Source organism: Paludibacterium paludis (assembly GCF_018802605.1).
GTDB classification, from domain to species: domain Bacteria; phylum Pseudomonadota; class Gammaproteobacteria; order Burkholderiales; family Chromobacteriaceae; genus Paludibacterium; species Paludibacterium paludis.
In genome coordinates this window covers 1,342,278-1,361,138 of the sequence record NZ_CP069161.1, presented here as the reverse complement: position 1 = coordinate 1,361,138, position 18,861 = coordinate 1,342,278, and the positions used below count along the sequence as shown (strand labels likewise).

The 18,861-nt window shown below is 64.8% G+C and carries 15 protein-coding genes; 4 read left to right on the top strand and 11 right to left on the bottom strand.

The window, feature by feature from the left end; genetic code table 11:
* Position 1 precedes the first annotated feature (1 nt).
* The 5 genes from JNO50_RS06250 to JNO50_RS06230 form a co-directional block, all read right to left on the bottom strand.
* Positions 2-127, bottom strand: a complete 126-nt coding sequence (locus JNO50_RS06250) for an entericidin A/B family lipoprotein (RefSeq protein ID WP_342357283.1) — start codon at positions 125-127, stop codon at positions 2-4.
* 30 nt (positions 128-157) lie between these two features.
* Positions 158-1,564 (bottom strand): 3-isopropylmalate dehydratase large subunit, encoded by a 1,407-nt coding sequence (gene leuC / locus JNO50_RS06245; RefSeq protein WP_189531201.1) that lies wholly within the window; start codon positions 1,562-1,564, stop codon positions 158-160.
* 250 nt (positions 1,565-1,814) lie between these two features.
* Positions 1,815-2,972: an MFS transporter gene (locus JNO50_RS06240; protein WP_189531203.1), complete on the bottom strand. Its 1,158-nt coding sequence runs from the start codon at positions 2,970-2,972 to the stop codon at positions 1,815-1,817.
* Positions 2,973-2,997: 25 nt separating this feature from the next.
* On the bottom strand, positions 2,998-3,396 hold the full coding sequence (locus JNO50_RS06235; RefSeq protein ID WP_189531205.1) for an RNA-binding S4 domain-containing protein: 399 nt from the start codon (positions 3,394-3,396) through the stop codon (positions 2,998-3,000).
* On the bottom strand, positions 3,396-4,046 hold the full coding sequence (locus JNO50_RS06230) for a fumarylacetoacetate hydrolase family protein (protein WP_189531207.1): 651 nt from the start codon (positions 4,044-4,046) through the stop codon (positions 3,396-3,398). Before JNO50_RS06230 ends, JNO50_RS06235 begins: the two co-directional genes overlap by 1 nt.
* 330 nt (positions 4,047-4,376) lie before the next feature.
* On the opposite strand from JNO50_RS06230, the gene JNO50_RS06225 reads away from it, so the two are divergent.
* Positions 4,377-6,074 (top strand): PHA/PHB synthase family protein, encoded by a 1,698-nt coding sequence (locus JNO50_RS06225; RefSeq protein ID WP_189531339.1) that lies wholly within the window; start codon positions 4,377-4,379, stop codon positions 6,072-6,074.
* 30 nt (positions 6,075-6,104) lie between these two features.
* Positions 6,105-7,286, top strand: coding sequence for an acetyl-CoA C-acetyltransferase (locus JNO50_RS06220; protein ID WP_189531209.1), 1,182 nt, complete (start codon positions 6,105-6,107; stop codon positions 7,284-7,286).
* Positions 7,287-8,000: 714 nt separating this feature from the next.
* On the opposite strand, the gene JNO50_RS06215 is transcribed toward JNO50_RS06220, so the two are convergent.
* From JNO50_RS06215 to JNO50_RS06200, 4 genes are all read right to left on the bottom strand, one after another.
* Positions 8,001-8,141: a ribbon-helix-helix domain-containing protein gene (locus JNO50_RS06215; RefSeq protein ID WP_229804478.1), complete on the bottom strand. Its 141-nt coding sequence runs from the start codon at positions 8,139-8,141 to the stop codon at positions 8,001-8,003.
* Between the two features lie 493 nt (positions 8,142-8,634).
* Positions 8,635-10,353, bottom strand: a complete 1,719-nt coding sequence (gene argS, locus JNO50_RS06210; protein ID WP_189531211.1) for an arginine--tRNA ligase — start codon at positions 10,351-10,353, stop codon at positions 8,635-8,637.
* A gap of 158 nt (positions 10,354-10,511) precedes the next feature.
* Entirely contained in the window at positions 10,512-11,855 is a 1,344-nt protein-coding gene (trhP, locus tag JNO50_RS06205; RefSeq protein WP_189531213.1) for a prephenate-dependent tRNA uridine(34) hydroxylase TrhP, read from the bottom strand.
* A 17-nt stretch (positions 11,856-11,872) separates the two neighbouring features.
* Complete coding sequence (locus tag JNO50_RS06200) at positions 11,873-12,292, bottom strand: hypothetical protein (protein WP_189531215.1); 420 nt, start codon at positions 12,290-12,292, stop codon at positions 11,873-11,875.
* 400 nt (positions 12,293-12,692) lie between these two features.
* Between JNO50_RS06200 and JNO50_RS06195 the strand changes: the two genes are divergently transcribed.
* Both JNO50_RS06195 and fliW read left to right on the top strand, forming a co-directional pair.
* Positions 12,693-13,475, top strand: a complete 783-nt coding sequence (locus tag JNO50_RS06195; RefSeq protein ID WP_189531217.1) for a YadA family autotransporter adhesin — start codon at positions 12,693-12,695, stop codon at positions 13,473-13,475.
* Between the two features lie 76 nt (positions 13,476-13,551).
* Positions 13,552-14,001 (top strand): flagellar assembly protein FliW, encoded by a 450-nt coding sequence (fliW, locus tag JNO50_RS06190; RefSeq protein WP_189531219.1) that lies wholly within the window; start codon positions 13,552-13,554, stop codon positions 13,999-14,001.
* A 52-nt stretch (positions 14,002-14,053) separates the two neighbouring features.
* Here the strand turns inward: fliW and clpB are convergent, their stop codons facing one another.
* Both clpB and JNO50_RS06180 read right to left on the bottom strand, forming a co-directional pair.
* On the bottom strand, positions 14,054-16,630 hold the full coding sequence (gene clpB, locus JNO50_RS06185; protein WP_189531221.1) for an ATP-dependent chaperone ClpB: 2,577 nt from the start codon (positions 16,628-16,630) through the stop codon (positions 14,054-14,056).
* Positions 16,631-16,688: 58 nt separating this feature from the next.
* On the bottom strand, positions 16,689-18,704 hold the full coding sequence (locus JNO50_RS06180) for a methyl-accepting chemotaxis protein (RefSeq protein ID WP_189531223.1): 2,016 nt from the start codon (positions 18,702-18,704) through the stop codon (positions 16,689-16,691).
* Positions 18,705-18,861 lie beyond the last annotated feature (157 nt).

The following is an 18,861-nucleotide window of genomic DNA, read 5'->3' as shown; positions in this document are numbered from 1 at the left end:
GCTAGTTCGCCGCCTTTTCAATGGCCTGGCCGGCCTTCTTGATATCCTTGCCGACCCCGGCCACGGTATTGCACCCGGCCAGGACCAACACGCACACAGACAGGACAAGGAGTCGGAATGTCATCATCGCTCTTCTCTTACGCTTACCGGCGCGCCCTCACAGGCCGCGCACATCGACAAAATGGCCGGCGATCGCCGCCGCGGCCGCCATGGCCGGGCTGACCAGATGGGTACGCCCGCCCTGCCCCTGCCGGCCTTCGAAATTGCGGTTGGACGTGGAGGCGCAGCGCTCGCCCGGCTCGAGCCGGTCGGCGTTCATCGCCAGACACATCGAACAGCCCGGTTCGCGCCACTCGAATCCCGCCGCCAGAAACACTTCGTGCAACCCTTCCCTCTCGGCTTCGGCCTTGACCCGTCCGGAGCCGGGCACCACCATCGCCAATCGCACCGAATCGGCCTTGCGCCGCCCCCGGACCACGGCGGCCGCCTCGCGCAGATCCTCGATGCGCGAATTGGTACAGGATCCGATGAACACCTTGTCCACCGCGATCCGGTCGATCGGCGTGTTGGCGGCAAGGCCCATGTAGGCGAGCGCGCGCTCCATGCCGGCGCGCCGCACCGCGTCGGGCTCCCGCGCGGGATCGGGCACGTGGCCGGAGATGGCGACCACCATTTCCGGCGAAGTTCCCCAGGTGACCTGGGGCGCGAGCTGCGCCGCGTCGATACGCACCTCGGCGTCGAACACCGCGTCCTCGTCGGACACCAGCGTGCGCCACCAGGCCACCGCCTTGTCCCAGTTCTCGCCGGAAGGCGCGAGCGGCCGCCCGCGCACGTACTCGATCGTCGTGTCGTCGACCGCCACGAGTCCCGAACGCGCGCCGGCCTCGATGGCCATGTTGCACAGGGTCATGCGCCCTTCCATGGACAATGCGCGGATGGCCGGTCCGGCGAATTCGATGGCATAGCCGGTACCGCCCGCGGTGCCAAGACGGCCGATGATGGCGAGCGCCAGATCCTTGGCCGTCACGCCGTTCGGCAGCGCGCCGTCCACCAGGATGCGCATCGACCGGGATTTCTTGGCGACCAGGCATTGCGTGGCCAGCACATGCTCGACCTCGGAGGTGCCGATGCCGTGGGCCAGGGCGCCGAAGGCGCCATGGGTCGAGGTATGGCTGTCGCCGCACACCACGGTCATGCCCGGCAGCGTCGCGCCGTGTTCGGGGCCGATCACATGCACGATGCCCTGCGACGCGTCGCGGAACGGAAAATACGCGCGCGCGCCGAATTCGCGGATGTTGGCGTCGAGCGTTTCGACCTGCTGACGCGACACCGGATCCTCGATGCCGCGGTCCCAGTCGCGGGTCGGCGTGTTGTGATCCGCGGTGGCCACCACCGAATCCGGGCGCCAGGGTAGCCGGCCGGCCAGTTTCAGGCCTTCGAAGGCCTGGGGGCTGGTGACTTCGTGGACAAGATGTCGGTCGATGTACAACAGGGCCGTACCGTCGGGGAGACTCTGGACCACGTGGCTGGACCAGAGTTTGTCGTAAAGGGTTTCTCGCGCCATATCGCTTTGCCTGGGGGTCGGATCAGTTCCGATCCATTCTTGCATAGCGTTGGCGCGCCTTTCAAGCGGGTTTGATGCAGTGCGGGAGGAGAAAAAAGGTTAACAAAAGTAAGCGTTTGACATCAGAAACAGGAAATCGGACAGGGAGTCCGAAATATCGGACAGCCTGTCGAAAAAACGTCGCACCCGGGCGCCGAGACGGTTTTTGCTGTCGGGCCGACAGGCGTTGCATTCGCGCACCCGTCGACGCTCATGCCGCCGGCGCGGCGCTCCGCGGAGGCGGCAGCGCCTTGAGCGAGACCAGCACGCCGAGCAGGCAGGCGATGGCCGACAGTCCGAAGCACAGCGCCACCCCGCCCTGCGGCCACAGGGCGCCGGCCAGAAGCCCGCCCGCGCTGCCGCCCACGCCGAACGAGGCGACGATGTACAGCCCCTGGCCCTGCGCCTGGTGCCGCTCGTCGAAGTAGCGATGGATCAGCCCCACCGCCGCGGCGTGATGGATCGCGAAGGTCAGGGCATGCAGCGACTGCGACAGCACGTCGGACGCCGGCAGCCCGGTGCCCAACGCGATCATCGCGAAGCGCGCCACGCCGGCGACCAGCGAGGCGAGCATCAGCGTTTCGAGGGAGAAACGCTTCATGATGCGCGGCATGAACCAGAACACCAGGATCTCGCACACCACGCCGATCGCCCAGAACCAGCCGATCAGGCTCTTGTCGTACCCGGCTTCCTTGAGCGCGATCGAGTAGAAGGTGTAATAGGGGCCGAAGGCGAACGCCATCAGAAAACAGCAGGTGAAAAGCGCGATCACCCTTGGTTGCATCAGGGTCGAACGCAGCGGCTCGCGCGCGACGCTCCTGGGCGCGGTTTGCACATCGGGCACGCGGAACGACACCAGCGCCACCAGCACGAGCAGACCCAGGGTCAGCCACGGCATGCTGTCGATGGTCAGGGCATCGAGCACATAGCCGCTGCCGATGGCCAGAATCATGTATCCGATCGACCCCCATACCCGCACGCGGCTGTAACGTCCGGGATTGGCGCGGGTCAGGTGCGCGGTGCTGGCCTCCACCAGCGGCAGCGAAGCGGCCCAGAAGAAATGCGCGAACGCCAGGCAGCCGAACACCCAGGCGAACGCCTTGGGTCCAACGCACAGCGCCGCGAACGCCACGCCGGCCAGCACCGAGGTGGCGATGATGATGGCGCGCCGGCGTCCCTGGCGGTCGGCAAGCCATCCCCAAAAACCGGGCGCGGCGATCCGCGCGAGCGTGGACAGCGCGACCAGCACCGAAATTTCCCACGCGGAAAAATTCAGCGACTGCAGGTACAGCGACCAGAACGGGCCGAAGAGGCCTGAGTAGGCGAAGTAGCAGAAGTAATACAGGGCGAAGGGGCGCAGGGACGGCATGGAACCTCGGAGTTGCGGGGCAACGTCAGTACGATGATTTGAAACGGATGATATCCCGGCGTGCTTTCTTGGTCGGACGCCCGTCCCCGTGAGGGAAGCTGGCCCGCTCGGCGCGCGCCAGCGCCAGGGTCTGTTCGCGCTGCGCGGCCGACTCTTCGCTTTCGCGGTACATCAGCCGCGCTTCGGCGGCCGGACGGCGCTGGGTCGCGAGAGCGAGAACCGTGACCCGGTATTCCACGGGAGGCTGACGGACGATCAGCTCGTCCCCCTCGCGCACGACGCGCGACGCCTTCACCCGCTCGCCGCCGACCAGCACGCGCCCAAGCTCGATGGCCTCATGGGCGAGCTGGCGCGTTTTGAAAAACCGCGCGGCCCACAGCCATTTGTCGAGGCGCACGCGTCCGTCGTCGAGGCCGCGCTCCATCAGGCAACACTCCACTGCGCGCCAGGATGGCCGTCCAGGGTCAGCGACAGCCTGTCGCCGCCCTGCAGGGGGCCGACGCCTTCGGGCGTGCCGGTGTAGACCAGATCCCCTTCCTGCAGGCCATACAGGCTCGACAGGTGGGAAACAAGCCGGGCGATCGGGAACAGCATCAGCGACGTGTCGCCGCGCTGCCGGACTTCGCCGTTGACCGCCAGCGAAAACCGGAAAACCTCAGGCAACCGGCCGTTGGACGGCGAGACGAACGCCGACACGCAGGCCGCGCCGGGAAACCCCTTGGCCCGGGTCCAGGGATGGCCTTTTTTCTTGAGTTCGGTCTGCACGTCGCGCGCGGTCAGATCCAGCCCGATGCCGAAGCCCGCCACATGCGCCAGGGCATCGCGCTCGGGGATGTTCCGCCCGCCTTTGCCGATCAACAATACGAGTTCGCATTCGTGATGGATATCCTGAGACCAGGACGGCAGGACGATGGGTTCGCCTTCGGGCAACAGCGAAGAGAGCGGCTTGAGAAACACCAGCGGCTCTTCTTCGATCGCGTTGCCCAGTTCGGCGGCATGCGCCGCGTAGTTGCGGCCGATGCAGAAAATAGTCGAGACCCGCGTCTCGCGCCCGTCCAGTTTGACATTTTTCATGCGAACTATCCTCGGTTCTCTCTTCGCGCATTGTCTCACAACCCGGCGTTGGCGTCATGGCGCGACCGGCGTTGTGCAATGCGCAACAACCCTGCGCCCCACCCGGTTTTTTTACCCGGAACTGAATGTTCAGCCGCTGTAATTGTCATAAATTGCTGGTAGAGTCTCGGCGAGGAACCGTTGCCATTCCCACGCGGAATACCACGCCTATCTATCCGTTCGACCATCGCCTTTTGTCGCGCATTGAGCAAGGAGAAGATTTTGAGTCTGGACAGCACCGTTTCGCTGGAAAAGTTCTTCACCCAGCTGACCGAAACGAATCAGAAATGGATGCAGCAGTTCGTCAACGCCTTCGGCGGCCCCGAGTCGCCGGCCAATCCGGTGTCTGACGCCTGGACCCAGATGCTGGGCAGCGCCAACCAGTTCATCGCGCTGCAAAGCTCGCTTTATCAGCAGCAGATGAACCTGTGGATGCAGTTCCTCGGCAACCCCGCGCAAGGAGCGGAGCCGGCGGAACCACAGAACAGGGCGACCGACCGCCGCTTCGCGTCGCCCGAGTGGAGCGACCACCCGTTCTACAGCTTCCTCAAGCAAAGCTACCTGCTCACCTCCCGCTGGATGATGGAACTGGTCGATCAGGCCCAGCTCGAAGGCGAGAGCAAGGAACGCCTGTCGTTCATCACCCGCCAGTACATCGACGCGATGGCGCCGAGCAATTTCATGCTCACCAACCCGGACGTGATCAAGCACGCCATCGAAACCAAGGGCGAAAGCCTGGTCGAGGGCATGAAGAACATGCTCGACGACATCAAGAAGGGCCACATCTCGATGTCGGACGAGTCGCGCTTCACGATCGGCGAGAATATCGCCGCGACGCCCGGCCACGTGGTTTTCCGCAACGAACTGATCGAACTGATCCAGTACACCCCGACCACGCCGCAGGTCTACAAAAAACCGCTGCTGATCGTGCCTCCCTGCGTCAACAAGTACTACCTGATGGACCTGCAGCCGGACAACTCGATGGTGCGCCATTTCGTGGCCCAGGGTTATCAGGTTTTCCTGGTCAGCTGGCGGTCGGCGGTGCCCGAAATCAAGCATTACGGCTGGGAAAACTACATCGAACAAGGCGTGGTCGCGGCGGCCGAGACGGTGCGCAAGATCAGCCGCGAAGACACCATCAATGCGCTGGGGTTCTGCATCGGCGGGCTGATCCTCGCCACCTCGGTCGTCGCCATGAAGGGCCGCGGGCAGAACTGGTTCGACTCGGTCACCTTCATGACCTCGCTGATCGACCACAGCGATCCGGGCGAAATCAAGGTGTACATCGACGAGGCGCTGCTGGCCGCGCGCGAAGCCAAGATGGCGGCGGGCGGCATCGTCAGCGGCAAGGAGATCGGACGCTCGTTCGCCTCCTTGCGCGCCAACGATCTGGTGTGGAACTACGTGGTGAACAATTACCTGCTGGGCAAGACGCCGGCGCCGTTCGACCTGCTGTTCTGGAACAACGACGCCGTCGACCTCCCCCTGCCGATGCATACGTTCTTCCTGCGCAGTTTCTACCTGAACAACGTCCTGACCCGCCCTGGTGAAATCTCGCTGTGCGGCGTACCGATGGACATGAGCCGGATCGATATTCCGGTCTACATTTTCGCGGCGCGGGAAGATCACATCGTGCTGTGGTCCTCGGCCTATTCCGGTCTGAAGTACCTGACCGGCGCGCCATCGCGCCGCTTCGTGCTGGGCGCGTCGGGCCATATCGCCGGCTCGATCAACCCGGTCACCAAGGACAAGCGCAATTACTGGGTCAACGAAACCTTGCCGGACGATCCGAACGAATGGCTGGAGAATGCGGAAAGCCATCCGGGCTCGTGGTGGAAAGACTGGGACGCCTGGCTCGCGCCGCGCTCCGGCGACAAGGTCGCGGCTCCCAAGAGCGCCGGCAACAAGGCATTCCCGGCGCTGTGCCCGGCCCCCGGCAGCTACGTGCTGGCCAAGGCCATGCCCAGCGCGCTGGCCAATCTCCAGTAAACTGGACGGACTACACAGGAGAAACCGATTATGAGAGAAGTCGTCATCGTTGCCGCTGGCCGTACCGCCATCGGTAATTTCGGGGGCGCCCTGGCCGGCATCCCCGCTCCGGAACTGGGCGCCACGGTCATCCGCGCCCTGCTGGACAAGACCGCCATCGCGCCGGAGCAGGTTTCCGAAGTGATCATGGGCCAGGTGCTGACCGCCGGCTCGGGTCAGAACCCGGCCCGCCAGGCGCTGATCAAGGCCGGTATCCCGGTCCATGTGCCGGCTCTGACCATCAACCAGGTCTGCGGCTCGGGTCTGAAGGTCACTCACCTCGCCGCCCAGGCCATCGCCTGCGGCGACGCCGAGATCGTCATCGCCGGCGGTCAGGAAAACATGAGCCGCGCCCCCCATATTCTCCCCGGTTCGCGCGACGGCTTCCGCATGGGGCCGGCGACGCTGGTGGACAGCATGGTCTATGACGGGCTGACCGACGTTTACAACCAGTACCACATGGGCATCACCGCGGAAAACATCGCCGAGAAATACGGCATCGGCCGCGAAGAGCAGGATGCGTTTTCCACGGTATCGCAGAACCGCGCCGAAGCGGCCCAGGCCGCCGGCCGTTTCGACGAAGAGATCATTCCGGTGAGCATTCCGCAGCGCAAGGGCGACCCGCTCGTCTTCCAGCGCGATGAATTCATCCGGCAAGGCTGCACCGCCGAGGCGCTGGGCAAGCTGCGCGCGGCCTTCAAGAAAGAAGGCACCGTGACCGCCGGCAACGCCTCGGGCATCAACGACGGCGCCGCCGCGGTGATCATGATGAGCGCCGACAAGGCGCGCGAACTGGGGCTCAAGCCCCTGGCGCGCGTCAAGGCCTACGCCTCGGCCGGCGTCGAGCCGTCGCTGATGGGCATGGGTCCGGTGCCGGCGACGCGCCGCGCGCTGGAACGCGCCGGCTGGTCGCTCGACGAGATCGATCTGATCGAGGCCAACGAGGCCTTCGCCGCCCAGGCGCTCGGCGTCGGACGCGAACTGAAGTGGAACCCGGAAAAGGTCAACGTCAACGGCGGCGCCATCGCGCTGGGCCACCCGATCGGCGCGTCCGGCTGCCGCATCCTGGTATCGCTCCTGCACGAAATGCAGCGCCGCGACGCCAAGAAGGGCTTGGCCACGCTGTGCATCGGCGGCGGCATGGGAGTCGCCCTGGCCATTGAGCGCGACTGACCCTGCCCTTCTGCGGAACACCCCGAACGTTGGACACCCGTTCAACCTTTGGGGTGTTTTTTTGCGGATCGGTTGACCAGAGATCCCCGGCTTGACCAATGAGCTTGCTTTAATCCCGGATTGTCGCTGGAACTGAGGGTTTTCTTGCCGGCAGGGCGAACGTTCACAACGCGGTGACACTCGTTGCCCACCGTGCCATGAAGACTGGCGGGGGATGCCTCCGCCTGCCGTAGCGCCTTGGAAAGGACGGGCGACATCTCCTCGACGCCGATGCCGGGATGGTCGGCTCCATGTCCAAGGGTCTGCGCATTCCGTCGTTCTGATGTGCAGCGGAACTCGACTGTCGTAGTCGTCCACGCCATGAATGATCAGCGATGGGGAGGCCGCCCGGCAAATCCTCGGCGTCCCGTCCGGCCATTCAAACCGGAGAGAGGCACCGCTTGGGCATGAAGTCACAGCCGTGTTGGCGGCAAAGCCATCTCAGCGGTTCTCTCGGGTATGCCACAACCGCAGCACGTAGATGGTCGAATCCTGAATCTCGTAGCGAATCTCGTACTCCCCGACCAAACTGGAAAAGTTGCTCGCCGATGCGCGGGTTAGTCAGCAAAATGGTCGATGCCCTGGTCAGCGCCCGCACCGCCCGCGCGGCGGCGGGCTTGTTCACCGGGGCCAGGCATTCATACCAGCGCTTCCTGGGCCAGTCGGTCGCGCTCCTCATTCTTGGGCAATCCAGGCGCAAAGCGCCCGCTTCATGATCCAGCCGCGCGAACGTTCAAGCCGTGAAGCCATCTGATCCACCTTGTCGGCCAGCGGAAGCGGCACGTGCGCGGTCAAAACCCTGGTTGCCGATGCCATGGACTCCTCCAGTCTGGAGGTGATCTTGCCAGCGTCGGCACCACTGTGGCCACGGTGCGACGGAAATGCCCCGGGCCAGGATGTCGCCCGACCCGGCCTCGCTGGCGCGCGCAACTCAGGCGCCGGTGTGTTCGGGTTCCGCCCTCGTCTGATTTGGGAATAATCGCAGTGATCAGGTTTGAATCGGTCAGGCGACAAGCGACTGCAGTACCTGTCGCCGTTGGACTCAACGCACATCAACCTGACCGGTGATTACGTGCGGCGGCGGCGCCGGAAGGTCGAGGATGGGAGAGTCCGGTCACTACGCATCAACGTGAAGCGGCCCGCCTCGGCGCTATGTCGCGCACCGGGTCGGCGCACCTGACCGGAGCGGATAGGAAAACCATGCCACCTAACACAGCGCCCCCTGACTCAAGAAATCAGGGGGCGCTGTCAACAGGCCGAAACGCGCGCCACCCTACGGGAGGCTTTCACGTTACGAAGCTTTGCTAACTTACATCGCGTCGAGCACCTCGATGCCCAGGAGGCCAAGACCGGTCGACAGGGTTTTCGCGGTCAGCGCGGCAAGCTGCAGGCGGCTCGCGCGCACGTCGCCCTCGCTCTTGAGGATCGGGCAGGCCTCGTAGAACCGCGAGAACAGGGTCGCGATGTGATAGAGGTACTGGCACAGGTGATGCGGCTGGCAGCTCTCGCCGACGAACAGCACCACATCCTCGAACTGGGCGAGCGCCATCGCCAGCTGCTTCTCGGCCGGCTCGCCGATCACGATCGGCGCGTCGGCGCGGTAGTCCTCGGCCTTGCGGAACACGCTTTGCACGCGGGTGTAGGCGTACTGCAGGTAAGGCGCGGTATTGCCCTCGAAGGAGAGCATGCTGTCCCAACTGAAAATGTAATCGCTCGTGCGGTTCTTCGACAGGTCCGCGTACTTGACCGCGCCGATGCCGACCGCGCGGGCGACGCGGCGCTTGTCTTCCTCGGGCAGGTCGGGATTCTTTTCCGCGACGAGCGCGTAAGCACGCTCAACCGCCTCGGCCAACAGCTCGATCAGTTTGACCGTACCGCCGGAACGGGTCTTGAACGGACGGCCGTCGTCGCCGAGCATGGTGCCGAACGGAATATGCTCGAGCTCCATGCTTTCCGGGGCGAATCCGGCTTTCTTCGCGATCAGGAACAGTTGCTGGAAATGCTGGCTCTGGCGCGCGTCCACGACATACAGCACGCGGTCGAGCCCCAGCACGCGGTGACGGTAGCGGATCGCGCCAAGGTCGGTGGTGGTGTACAGGTAGCCGCCATCCTTCTTCTGGATGATCACGCCCATCGGCTTGTCTTCCTGGGTACGGAACTCCTCCAGGAACACCACGCGCGCGCCCTCGTCCTCCTTGAGCAGGCCAAGCGTGTCCAGGTCGGCGACAACGACCGGCAGGTCGTCGTTATAGGACGACTCGCCCTTCACATGCTCGCGTCGCAGGCTGACGCCCAGCGTGTCGTACACCTGCTGGCAATGCTCGAGCGACACTTCGACGAACTGCCGCCACAGCGCCAGCACGTCGGCGTCCCCGCCCTGCAGGCGCACCACGTAATCGCGGGCCAGATCGGCGAATCCGGGGCTTTCGTCGAAGCGCACCTTGGCCTTGCGGTAAAACTCTTCGAGGTCGTTCAGCTCCAGCGCATCGCCGCCGGTCTTGCGCGCCTCCATCAGGTAGGCGGTCAGCATGCCGAACTGGGTGCCCCAGTCGCCCACGTGGTTGGCGCGGGTCACGTCCTGCTCCAGGAAGTCCATTACCCGGGCCAGCACGTCGCCGATGATCGTCGAGCGCAGATGGCCGACATGCATTTCCTTGGCCAGGTTGACCGACGAGTATTCCACCATCACCTTGCGGCGTGCGGGCGGTGTCACGCCCAGGCGCGCGTCGCCAAGGGCGGTCAGGCAGCGACGGGCCAGCCAGTCCGGATGGATGTGGATATTGATGAAGCCGGGACCGGCGATTTCCACGCGCTCGGCGATACCGTCAAGGTCGAGGTGCGCGACCACTTTCGCGGCCAGCTCGCGCGGGTTGGTGCGCAATGCCTTGGCGGCGCCCATCACGCCGTTGGCCTGGTAGTCGCCGAACTCCGGCTTGCTCGCCGGCTGTACGACGGCCGGAGCGCCGGGCGCGCCGGCCGCGGCCAGCGCGGCTTCCATCCGCTCGTTGATCAGTTGCAGTAGGGTCATTGTGGATGCCTTGTTATTTTGCGGGTCCGGCATGCCGCAACATGGCGCCGGACGAATCGGGAATGGGTTCGATTGTAAGCGTTGCGGCAAAGACGGGCAATGCGCCTCGCCAAAGCAAAAGGAGGCCGAAGCCTCCTTGCCGTGCCCGCCCGCGAGCGTCAGAACAGCCGGGCGATCAGCGCCTTGTCCATGCCGGTCATGCCGGGAATGCGCACCTTGACGCCATTGCCGGGCGCCACCTCGACCGGTTCGCCGTCGCGCAGCATGGTCGTCAGCGGCACCGTGCGGTTGCCCGACGGATGAATGATCTCCAGGCGGTCTCCCACCGCGAAGCGGTTTTTCACGTCGATCAGCGCCCAGCCTTCGCCGTCGACCTCCAGCACCTCGCCGACATACTGGCTGCGATGCGCCTGCGAATGGCCGGACATATAGTTCTGGTAGTCCTGGGTGTGATGGCGCTCGAGGAAACCGTCGGTATAGCCGCGGTTGGCGAGGCCTTCCAGCTCGGCCAGCAAGGACGGATCGAACGGGCGGCCGGCGACCGCGTCGTCGATCGCGCGGCGGTACACCTGGGCGGTGCGCGCCACGTAGTACAGCGATTTGGTGCGGCCTTCGATTTTCAGGGAGTCGACGCCGATCTGCGCGAGCCGCGCCACATGCTCGACGGCGCGCAGATCCTTGGAGTTCATGATGTAGGTGCCGTGCTCGTCCTCGATGATCGGCATCAGTTCGCCCGGACGGCTCGACTCCTCGATCAGGTAGGTCTTGTCGGCCAGCGGATGGCGCTCGGCGCCGCCACAGGCGGCGAAGCTCTGATTCGCCTCTTCCAGCGCCTTGCCGAAGTCGAAGCGAATGACCTCCACATCGCCGGCATCGTCGCCGCGCGTGTCATGCACCTTGTAGTCCCAGCGGCAGGAATTGGTGCAGGTGCCCTGGTTGGGGTCGCGGTGATTGAAGTAACCCGACAGCAGGCAACGCCCCGAGTAGGCGATGCACAAAGCGCCGTGCACGAAGACTTCCAGTTCGATGTCGGGGCATTCCTGGCGGATTTCGGCGATCTCGTCAAGCGACAGCTCGCGCGACAGGATGACGCGGGTCAGGCCCAGTTTGCGCCAGAACTTCACCCCCATGTGGTTGACGGTATTGGCCTGCACCGACAGGTGAACCGGCACGTGCGGCCATTTCTCGCGCACCATCATGATCAAACCGGGATCGGCCATGATCAGGGCGTCGGGGTTCATGGCGATGACCGGTTCCATGTCGGCAAGATAGGTCTTGATCTTGGCGTTGTGCGGCAGGATGTTGGATGCCACGAAAAACAGCTTGCCGCGCGCATGCGCCTCTTCGATGCCGGTTTTCAGTTCTTCGAGCTTGAATTCGTTGTTGCGGGCCCTGAGCGAATAGCGGGGCTGGCCGGCGTAGACGGCATCGGCGCCGAAGTCGTAGGCGGCGCGCATCTTGTCGAGGTTGCCGGCGGGCAGGAGAAGTTCCGGGGCTTTCATGGGGTGGGTTTCCGTAATCAGTGCAGCGGGCAGAGCGCGGGCAGCGGTTTGCGGTCGGGCTCCACGAAGGATTTGCGTGCGGTGTCGTCGTTCAGCCGATCCGCCGAATAGTGTTCGAGCACCACGTTGCGGGCATCGCGGCGAATGTCGTCGCAGGCGGAGAGAAAAGCGCTCCAGTCCCGAGACAGGGCGGCATCCTGTGCCATGCGGTCGTAAAGGAGCGTCAGGATCGACAGGGTCAGGGTGTGGTGATACTTCGCGGCATCGCCGTTGGCCATGGCGAAACGCGACAGGGTGCGCGCGCAGCGCGCGGCGGCTTCCCGGGCGGGATAGCGGCAGCGGTACGACCAGGCGGCGAACAGGTGGGCCGTATGATCGAAGGAGGAAGCAGGCAGCGACAGCGATTCGAGCTCGCGCAAAAACGCCTGAGAATCCATGAAAAACACTCTCCGGGAGACAAAAGGCAAGGCCCCGCCGGTCGGCGGGGCCGGACACTCGCAATTAGTGAGTGCGCGATTATGCTCGCGGCGTCAGCGCGCGTCAAGCGTGCAGACGGCCGCCGCCGCTTCGCTAAGCCGCTGTTTTTTCTGCCATTTGAACCCACAGGTCATCAGCGGCCAGCGGCGGACCCGCGCGCTTTCCTGTACTGCCGGTGCTCCCGGCGTCCCGCTGCATCGGAGCTTTATCCAGAATGGCACCGCGCGAAACCGACAAGGTCGTCCCGACATTCTTGCCGATCCACTTTGATCTTCTTACCCGATCTGCCGACTCCGCCGTCTGCCGGCCGCGCTGCGACGATGAAATAGTACACGCTGTTGTCCCAACAAGGAGATGTCCATGCTGTTTCTGTCGAAACGCGCGCGCATTCAGTTCGCGCTGCTGACCCTCTGCCTGTCGCCGATCCCGCTTTCCGCATCCGGGTCCTCCAGCCCCCAGGAACAGCGCATCGGTGTTCTGGAGTCGCAGGTCGATGCCATCATAAAAATCCAGAAGTGGCAGGGCTGCCCCACACCGCTGTGCTCCAGCACGGTCGCCCAGACCCGGCACGATCTGCGCGCCCACACCGAGGCATCCGGAAAGCGTTTTCTCGAACTGAACAACCGGCTCGATACCGCGGAAAGCGCACAGCAATCCCTGCGTGACAACACCATGCGTCACATGGCTCTCGCGCCCGGAGGAGAGGATGCGCCTCTTCCGGTGGCCTCCGCGCCGGGCAGTGTCGCCATCGGCACGGGTTCGGTGGCCGACAGCCCCGATACGGCCGCTTTCGGTAATCGGCGTCTTGTCCGGGTCGCGGCGGGACGGGCTCCGGGCGATGCCGTGAATGTCGCCCAGCTGGGCGCAGTCCGGAGCCGGCTCGAACAGCGCATCGCCGACGTGGACAGCCGGGCCCGCAAAGGCATCGCGCTGACGGTGGCGATGGCCGCGCTCAAACCCCACCCGGGCTCGGCAAAACAGCATCAGGTCGCGCTCGGGGTCGGTCAGTATCGTGATCGGCAGGGATTGGCGCTCGGCTACTTCCATGTGCCGAACGATCGATTCATGATGCATGCCGGCCTCGCCGTCTCGGGCTCGACCGATCAGGCCGCCGCCGCGCTGGGCGCGGTCTGGAGCTGGTGACACACGACCCGCTTGCCACGGCGCCATGCGGATGAGGCATAATGAAGGGTCAGGGGCACCTTCTGGAGAACAATAAATGGAATTCCACACCCGCCGGCTCGGCGCCGTCGATATCGACGAAACCTCGGTCATCGTTTTCCCGCGGGGGTTGCCCGCCCTGGAAAACTGCACCCGCTTCACGCTGTTCCACGAGGCCGGCAAGGACGCTCCCCACGTTTACTGGATGCAATCGCTGGACAACCCGGACGTGCTGTTCACCATCACGGAACCCGCGCAACTCGGCCTGTCCTACGAGATCGAGCTGAGCGACGAAGAGACCGCGCTGCTCGACATCCGCGAGCCCGAAGAAGCGACCGTGGCGGTCATCGTCTACCAGGACGCGGTGGACAACCCCGACCCGCATCCGTTCCCGGTCACCTTGCGCGCCAACGCGCGCAATCCACTGGTGATCAACCTGCGTGCCCGGCTCGCCCTGCAAAAAACCGCCCAGACGCCACAAACCGGCCTGCCCGGCATGGCGCGCTGAACGGTCACGCTGACACACAGGCCGGCCCTCTCTCGGGGGCCGGCCTTTTTTCTTACTCGAACACCAGCCGGCCGTCGCGCGCGCCGACCCTCACCGTCGACTTGGGCGGGTAGCGGCCCGACAGCAAGGCCTTGGCCAGCGGATTCTCGATCTCGTTCTGGATCGCCCGCTTGAGCGGCCGCGCGCCGTACACCGGATCGAAGCCCGCCTCGCAAATCAGCTCCAGCGCCGCGTCGCCCACGTCGAGCTCCAGGTCCATGCGCGCCAGACGCGCCTCGAGAGAACGCAGCTGGATGCGGGCGATGGACGCGATGTTCTTCTCGTCAAGGCCGTGGAACACCACCACTTCGTCGATGCGGTTGATGAACTCCGGCCGGAAATGGGTTTTCACTTCGGCCATCACCGCCAGCTTGACGACCTGGTAATCGTCGCTCGCCATGCTCTGAATCTGCATGCTGCCGATGTTGGAGGTCATCACCACCACGGTGTTGCGGAAGTCCACGGTGCGTCCCTGACCATCGGTCAGGCGCCCGTCGTCCAGCACCTGCAACAGAATGTTGAACACGTCCGGATGCGCTTTCTCGACTTCGTCGAGCAGGATCACGCTATAAGGCTTGCGGCGCACCTGCTCGGTCAGGTAGCCCCCCTCCTCGTACCCCACGTATCCGGGCGGCGCGCCGATCAGCCGGGCGACCGAGTGCTTCTCCATGTATTCGGACATGTCGATGCGGATCAGGTGATCCTCGGTGTCGAACATGAATCCCGCCAGCGCCTTGCACAGTTCGGTCTTGCCCACGCCGGTGGGGCCAAGGAACAGGAAGCTGCCATATGGCCGGTTCGGATCGGAAAGGCCGGACCGGGAGCGGCGAATGGCGTCGGACACCGCGCCGACCGCCTCGTCCTGGCCGACCACGCGACCGTGCAGCGCCTCCTCCATGCGCATCAGCTTCTCGCGCTCGCCCTCGAGCATGCGCGAAATCGGAATGCCGGTCATTCGGCTCACCACTTCGGCGATTTCTTCGGCGCCCACTTCGGTGCGCAACAACCGGTTGGGCTTTTTCTCGTCGGAACCCGCGGCCTCGGCCTGCTTGAGGCGCGCCTCCAGCTGCGGCAGCTTGCCGTACTGCAGCTCGGCCAGACGCTGCCAGTCGCCCTTGCGCTTGAGATCCTCCATTTCCACCTTGAGCCGGTCGATCTCCTCCTTGATGCTCTGGCTGCCTTGCGCCGCGGCCTTCTCGGATTTCCAGATTTCCTCGAGATCGGAGTATTCGAGGGTCAGGCGTCCGATCTCCTCCTCGATGAGTCCGAGCCGGCGGGCCGAAGCCTCGTCCGTTTCCTTGCGCACCGCCTCGCGCTCGATCTTCAGCTGGATGAGCCGGCGGTCCAGGCGATCCATTTCCTCGGGCTTGGAATCAAGCTCCATCTTGATGCGGCTGGCCGCCTCGTCGATCAGGTCGATGGCCTTGTCCGGCAAAAAGCGGTCGGTGATGTAACGCTGGGACAGCTCGGCGGCGGCGACGATGGCCGGGTCGGTGATGTCCACGCCGTGGTGGATCTCGTACTTTTCCTGCAGACCGCGCAGGATCGCGATGGTGTCCTCCACCGTGGGCTCGCCCACCAGCACCTTCTGGAAGCGGCGCTCGAGGGCCGCATCCTTCTCGATGTACTTGCGGTACTCGTCAAGCGTGGTCGCGCCGATGCAGTGCAGCTCGCCGCGCGCCAGGGCCGGCTTGAGCATATTGCCCGCGTCCATGGCGCCTTCGGCCTTGCCGGCGCCCACCAGCGTATGCAGTTCGTCGATGAAAATGATCGTGTTGCCTTCGTCGCGGGCGAGGTCGGTGAGCACCGCCTTGAGGCGTTCCTCGAATTCACCGCGGTATTTCGCGCCGGCCAGCAGCGCGGCGAGATCGAGCACCAGAAGGCGTTTGTTCCTGAGGCTGTCGGGCACCTCGCCGTTGACGATGCGCTGGGCGAGCCCTTCGACGATGGCGGTCTTGCCCACGCCCGGTTCGCCGATCAGCACGGGGTTGTTCTTGGTGCGGCGCTGCAGCACCTGGATGGCGCGGCGGATCTCGTCGTCGCGGCCGATCACCGGATCGAGTTTGCCCGAGCGCGCGCGCTCGGTCAGGTCCAGGGTGTATTTTTTCAGGGACTCGCGCTGGTTTTCCGCATCCTGCGAACCGACGCTCTGGCCGCCGCGCACCGCCTCGATGGCGCGCGATACGGCCGCTTCGGTGCCGCCGTGCTCGCGAAAAAGGCGCCCGGCCTCGCCCTTGTCGGCGGAGAGAACCAGCAGGAAAAGCTCGCTGGCGATATAGGCGTCGCCGCGCTTCATGGCCTGCTTGTCGCACTGGTTGAGCATCGCGGCCAGCTCGCGCGAGACGGTGACGTCGGCCGTGGCGCCTTGCACCCTGGGCAGGCGCTCGATCGCGGCGCGCGAGGCCTGGCGCAGGGCCAGGGCGTTGACGCCGGCCTGATTGAGCAGGCCGATCACGCCGGCATCCTCGTCCTCCAGCATGGCGGACAACAGATGCACGGCTTCGATCGCCGGGTTGTCGTTGGCGACGGCAAGGCTCTGGGCATCCCCCAGGGCTTCCTGGAATTTGGTGGTCAGCTTGTCAAAACGCATGGCCGTTTCCTTGAGAACAGTGACGATATCCTCAATCTTGGGAGGGCCATTCATCTTTTCAAGTGCGAAACGCCCCGACCTCTGCGCGCAGGGTATCGGCAAGACCGGCCATGTGGTTGGCGGTCAGCGCCGCCAGTTCGGCCGCCTCGTTGGTGGTATCGGTCAGGCCGCGCATGGTATCGATCTGCCTGGCGATGCCGTCGACAATCCCCCGTTGCTGCCCGAGCTGCTCGTTGATGGCATTGACCACGCCCAGCACACGCCCGGCATCGCTGACGATCGACGCGATCGCCTGCCGCGCGCCGCTGGTGATCGCCGCGCCCTCGCCCGCCTGCACCACCGATTCGCGCATCGCCGCCACCGCCCGCTGGGTCGCGGCCTGCATGCGATCGATCATATCGCCGATCTCCTTGGTCGACTGGCTGGTGCGTTCGGCCAGTTTGCGCACCTCGTCGGCGACGACCGCGAAACCGCGCCCCTGCTCCCCCGCGCGCGCCGCTTCGATCGCCGCGTTGAGCGCCAGAAGATTGGTCTGGTCGGCGATCTCGCGAATCACCTGGACGATATCGCTGATCTGGCGCGCGCTGGCTTCCAGCGTGGACAGGCTGTCGGCCGCCGAACCGAGCGTCGACGCGATGCGGTTGACTTCGTCCACCGCGGCGACGAGGCTGTCGCTTCCTTCCCGCGCGGCGAGACTCGAGGCATCGGCCACCTGACTCGCCTCGCCGGCGACCATGGCGATCCGGCGCACCCCGTCGAGCAGCTCGTCGGCCTGCTCGGCCATGCGGCGCGCGCCGAGAATCTGCTCGCCCGCGCATTGCGCGGCGTTCATCGATTTGAGGGCCAGCTCCCGCGCCGAGGTATCAAGTTCGACGGCGTGCGAACCGGTGCGGTTGAGCGCCTGCTGAAAACTCTCAAGAAGGCTGTTGAGCACCCCGCTGATCTCGCCGATCTCGTCGCGGCGCCGGACTTCGAGACGGCGCGTCAGATCACAGTCGTCGCGAATGCCGGCCACCGCGCGCACCAGGCGCCGCACCGGCGCAGCCACGAGCCACCCGGCCAGAAACCACAGCATCACGGCCAGCACCAGGAGCAACAGCACGCAACCGAGCACCTGCCATTCGAGAATGGCCCGGCTGTCGCGCTGCAACTGGGCTTCGACCTCGTCGCTGACGACCATCCACCCCCAGGGCTTGTAGGTGGCGAACGACAGCTGATGACGCTCCGGCCCGTTGTCGCCCGGCAGGGCGACAGTGACCTGCCCGCTCCCCTGGCGAATCAGATCCTTCATGAACGGCTGGCCCTGCGCGTCCAGATCCTTGCCGACCGTCCGGTTGGCGAGTTTGGGATGCAGGATGTAGGTACCCTCCGATCCGGGGCGTCCGATGTCGACGATGGTGATGTGTCCGCCCTCTTCCAGCTTCACTTTCGACATGCGTGTCAGGATGCTGGCGATGCCGTCCGTCGCGCCGACGCCGACGAAGGTCGCGCCGATCACGGTGTTGTTGCGATCGGTGATGGGGGAGTAGGCGGTGACGTATTCGTTGCCGAACAGGTTGGCGTGCCCAAGATAGCTTTCGCCCTTGATCAGGCGGGCATAGGCGGTTCCGCCCTTGTCCAGTTTCGTGCCGATGGCCCGCTGGCCGTTTTGCTGGATCAGCGAGGTGGAGACGCGGATGAACTCGTCGCCGTCCCTCACGAAAATCGTCGCCACGTTGCCGGTCAGGGCGGCGAACCGGTCCACTTGATCGTTATGGTTGTTGACCACGGCATTGCCAAGCCGCATTTCCGGCGACGACACGCCGCCAACGTCGATGCGGACCGCGGGATTGACGCTGAAACTGCCCTCGAGGCTGGACACGAACACCCGTTCGAATTGCCGGGTGGAGAGTTTCAACGCATCAAAGAACCCGTCGATCATGTTCATTGACTGCACGACCAGCTGGGCCTGCACGTTGCGGGAGCGTTCCAGCATCATGCGTTGCGTCAGGGCATAGAGGGGAATCACGAAAGCGGCCACGGCGGCCGACATCAGCAGAACCTGGGCGACGACCAGGCGGGTTCCTATTCTCATGGCGATCTCGTTCGGGCGGAAGAGGTCGGGCGGACGTTGATGCCCCCGTTTATATCAAGGCTAGCACAACATGACGACATCAACACGGCTGCCCGCGAATCGGCGCGAAACCCGGTTTTGGCAAGGGTTCGCCTGTCATGAGATACTGTCGGCCAAA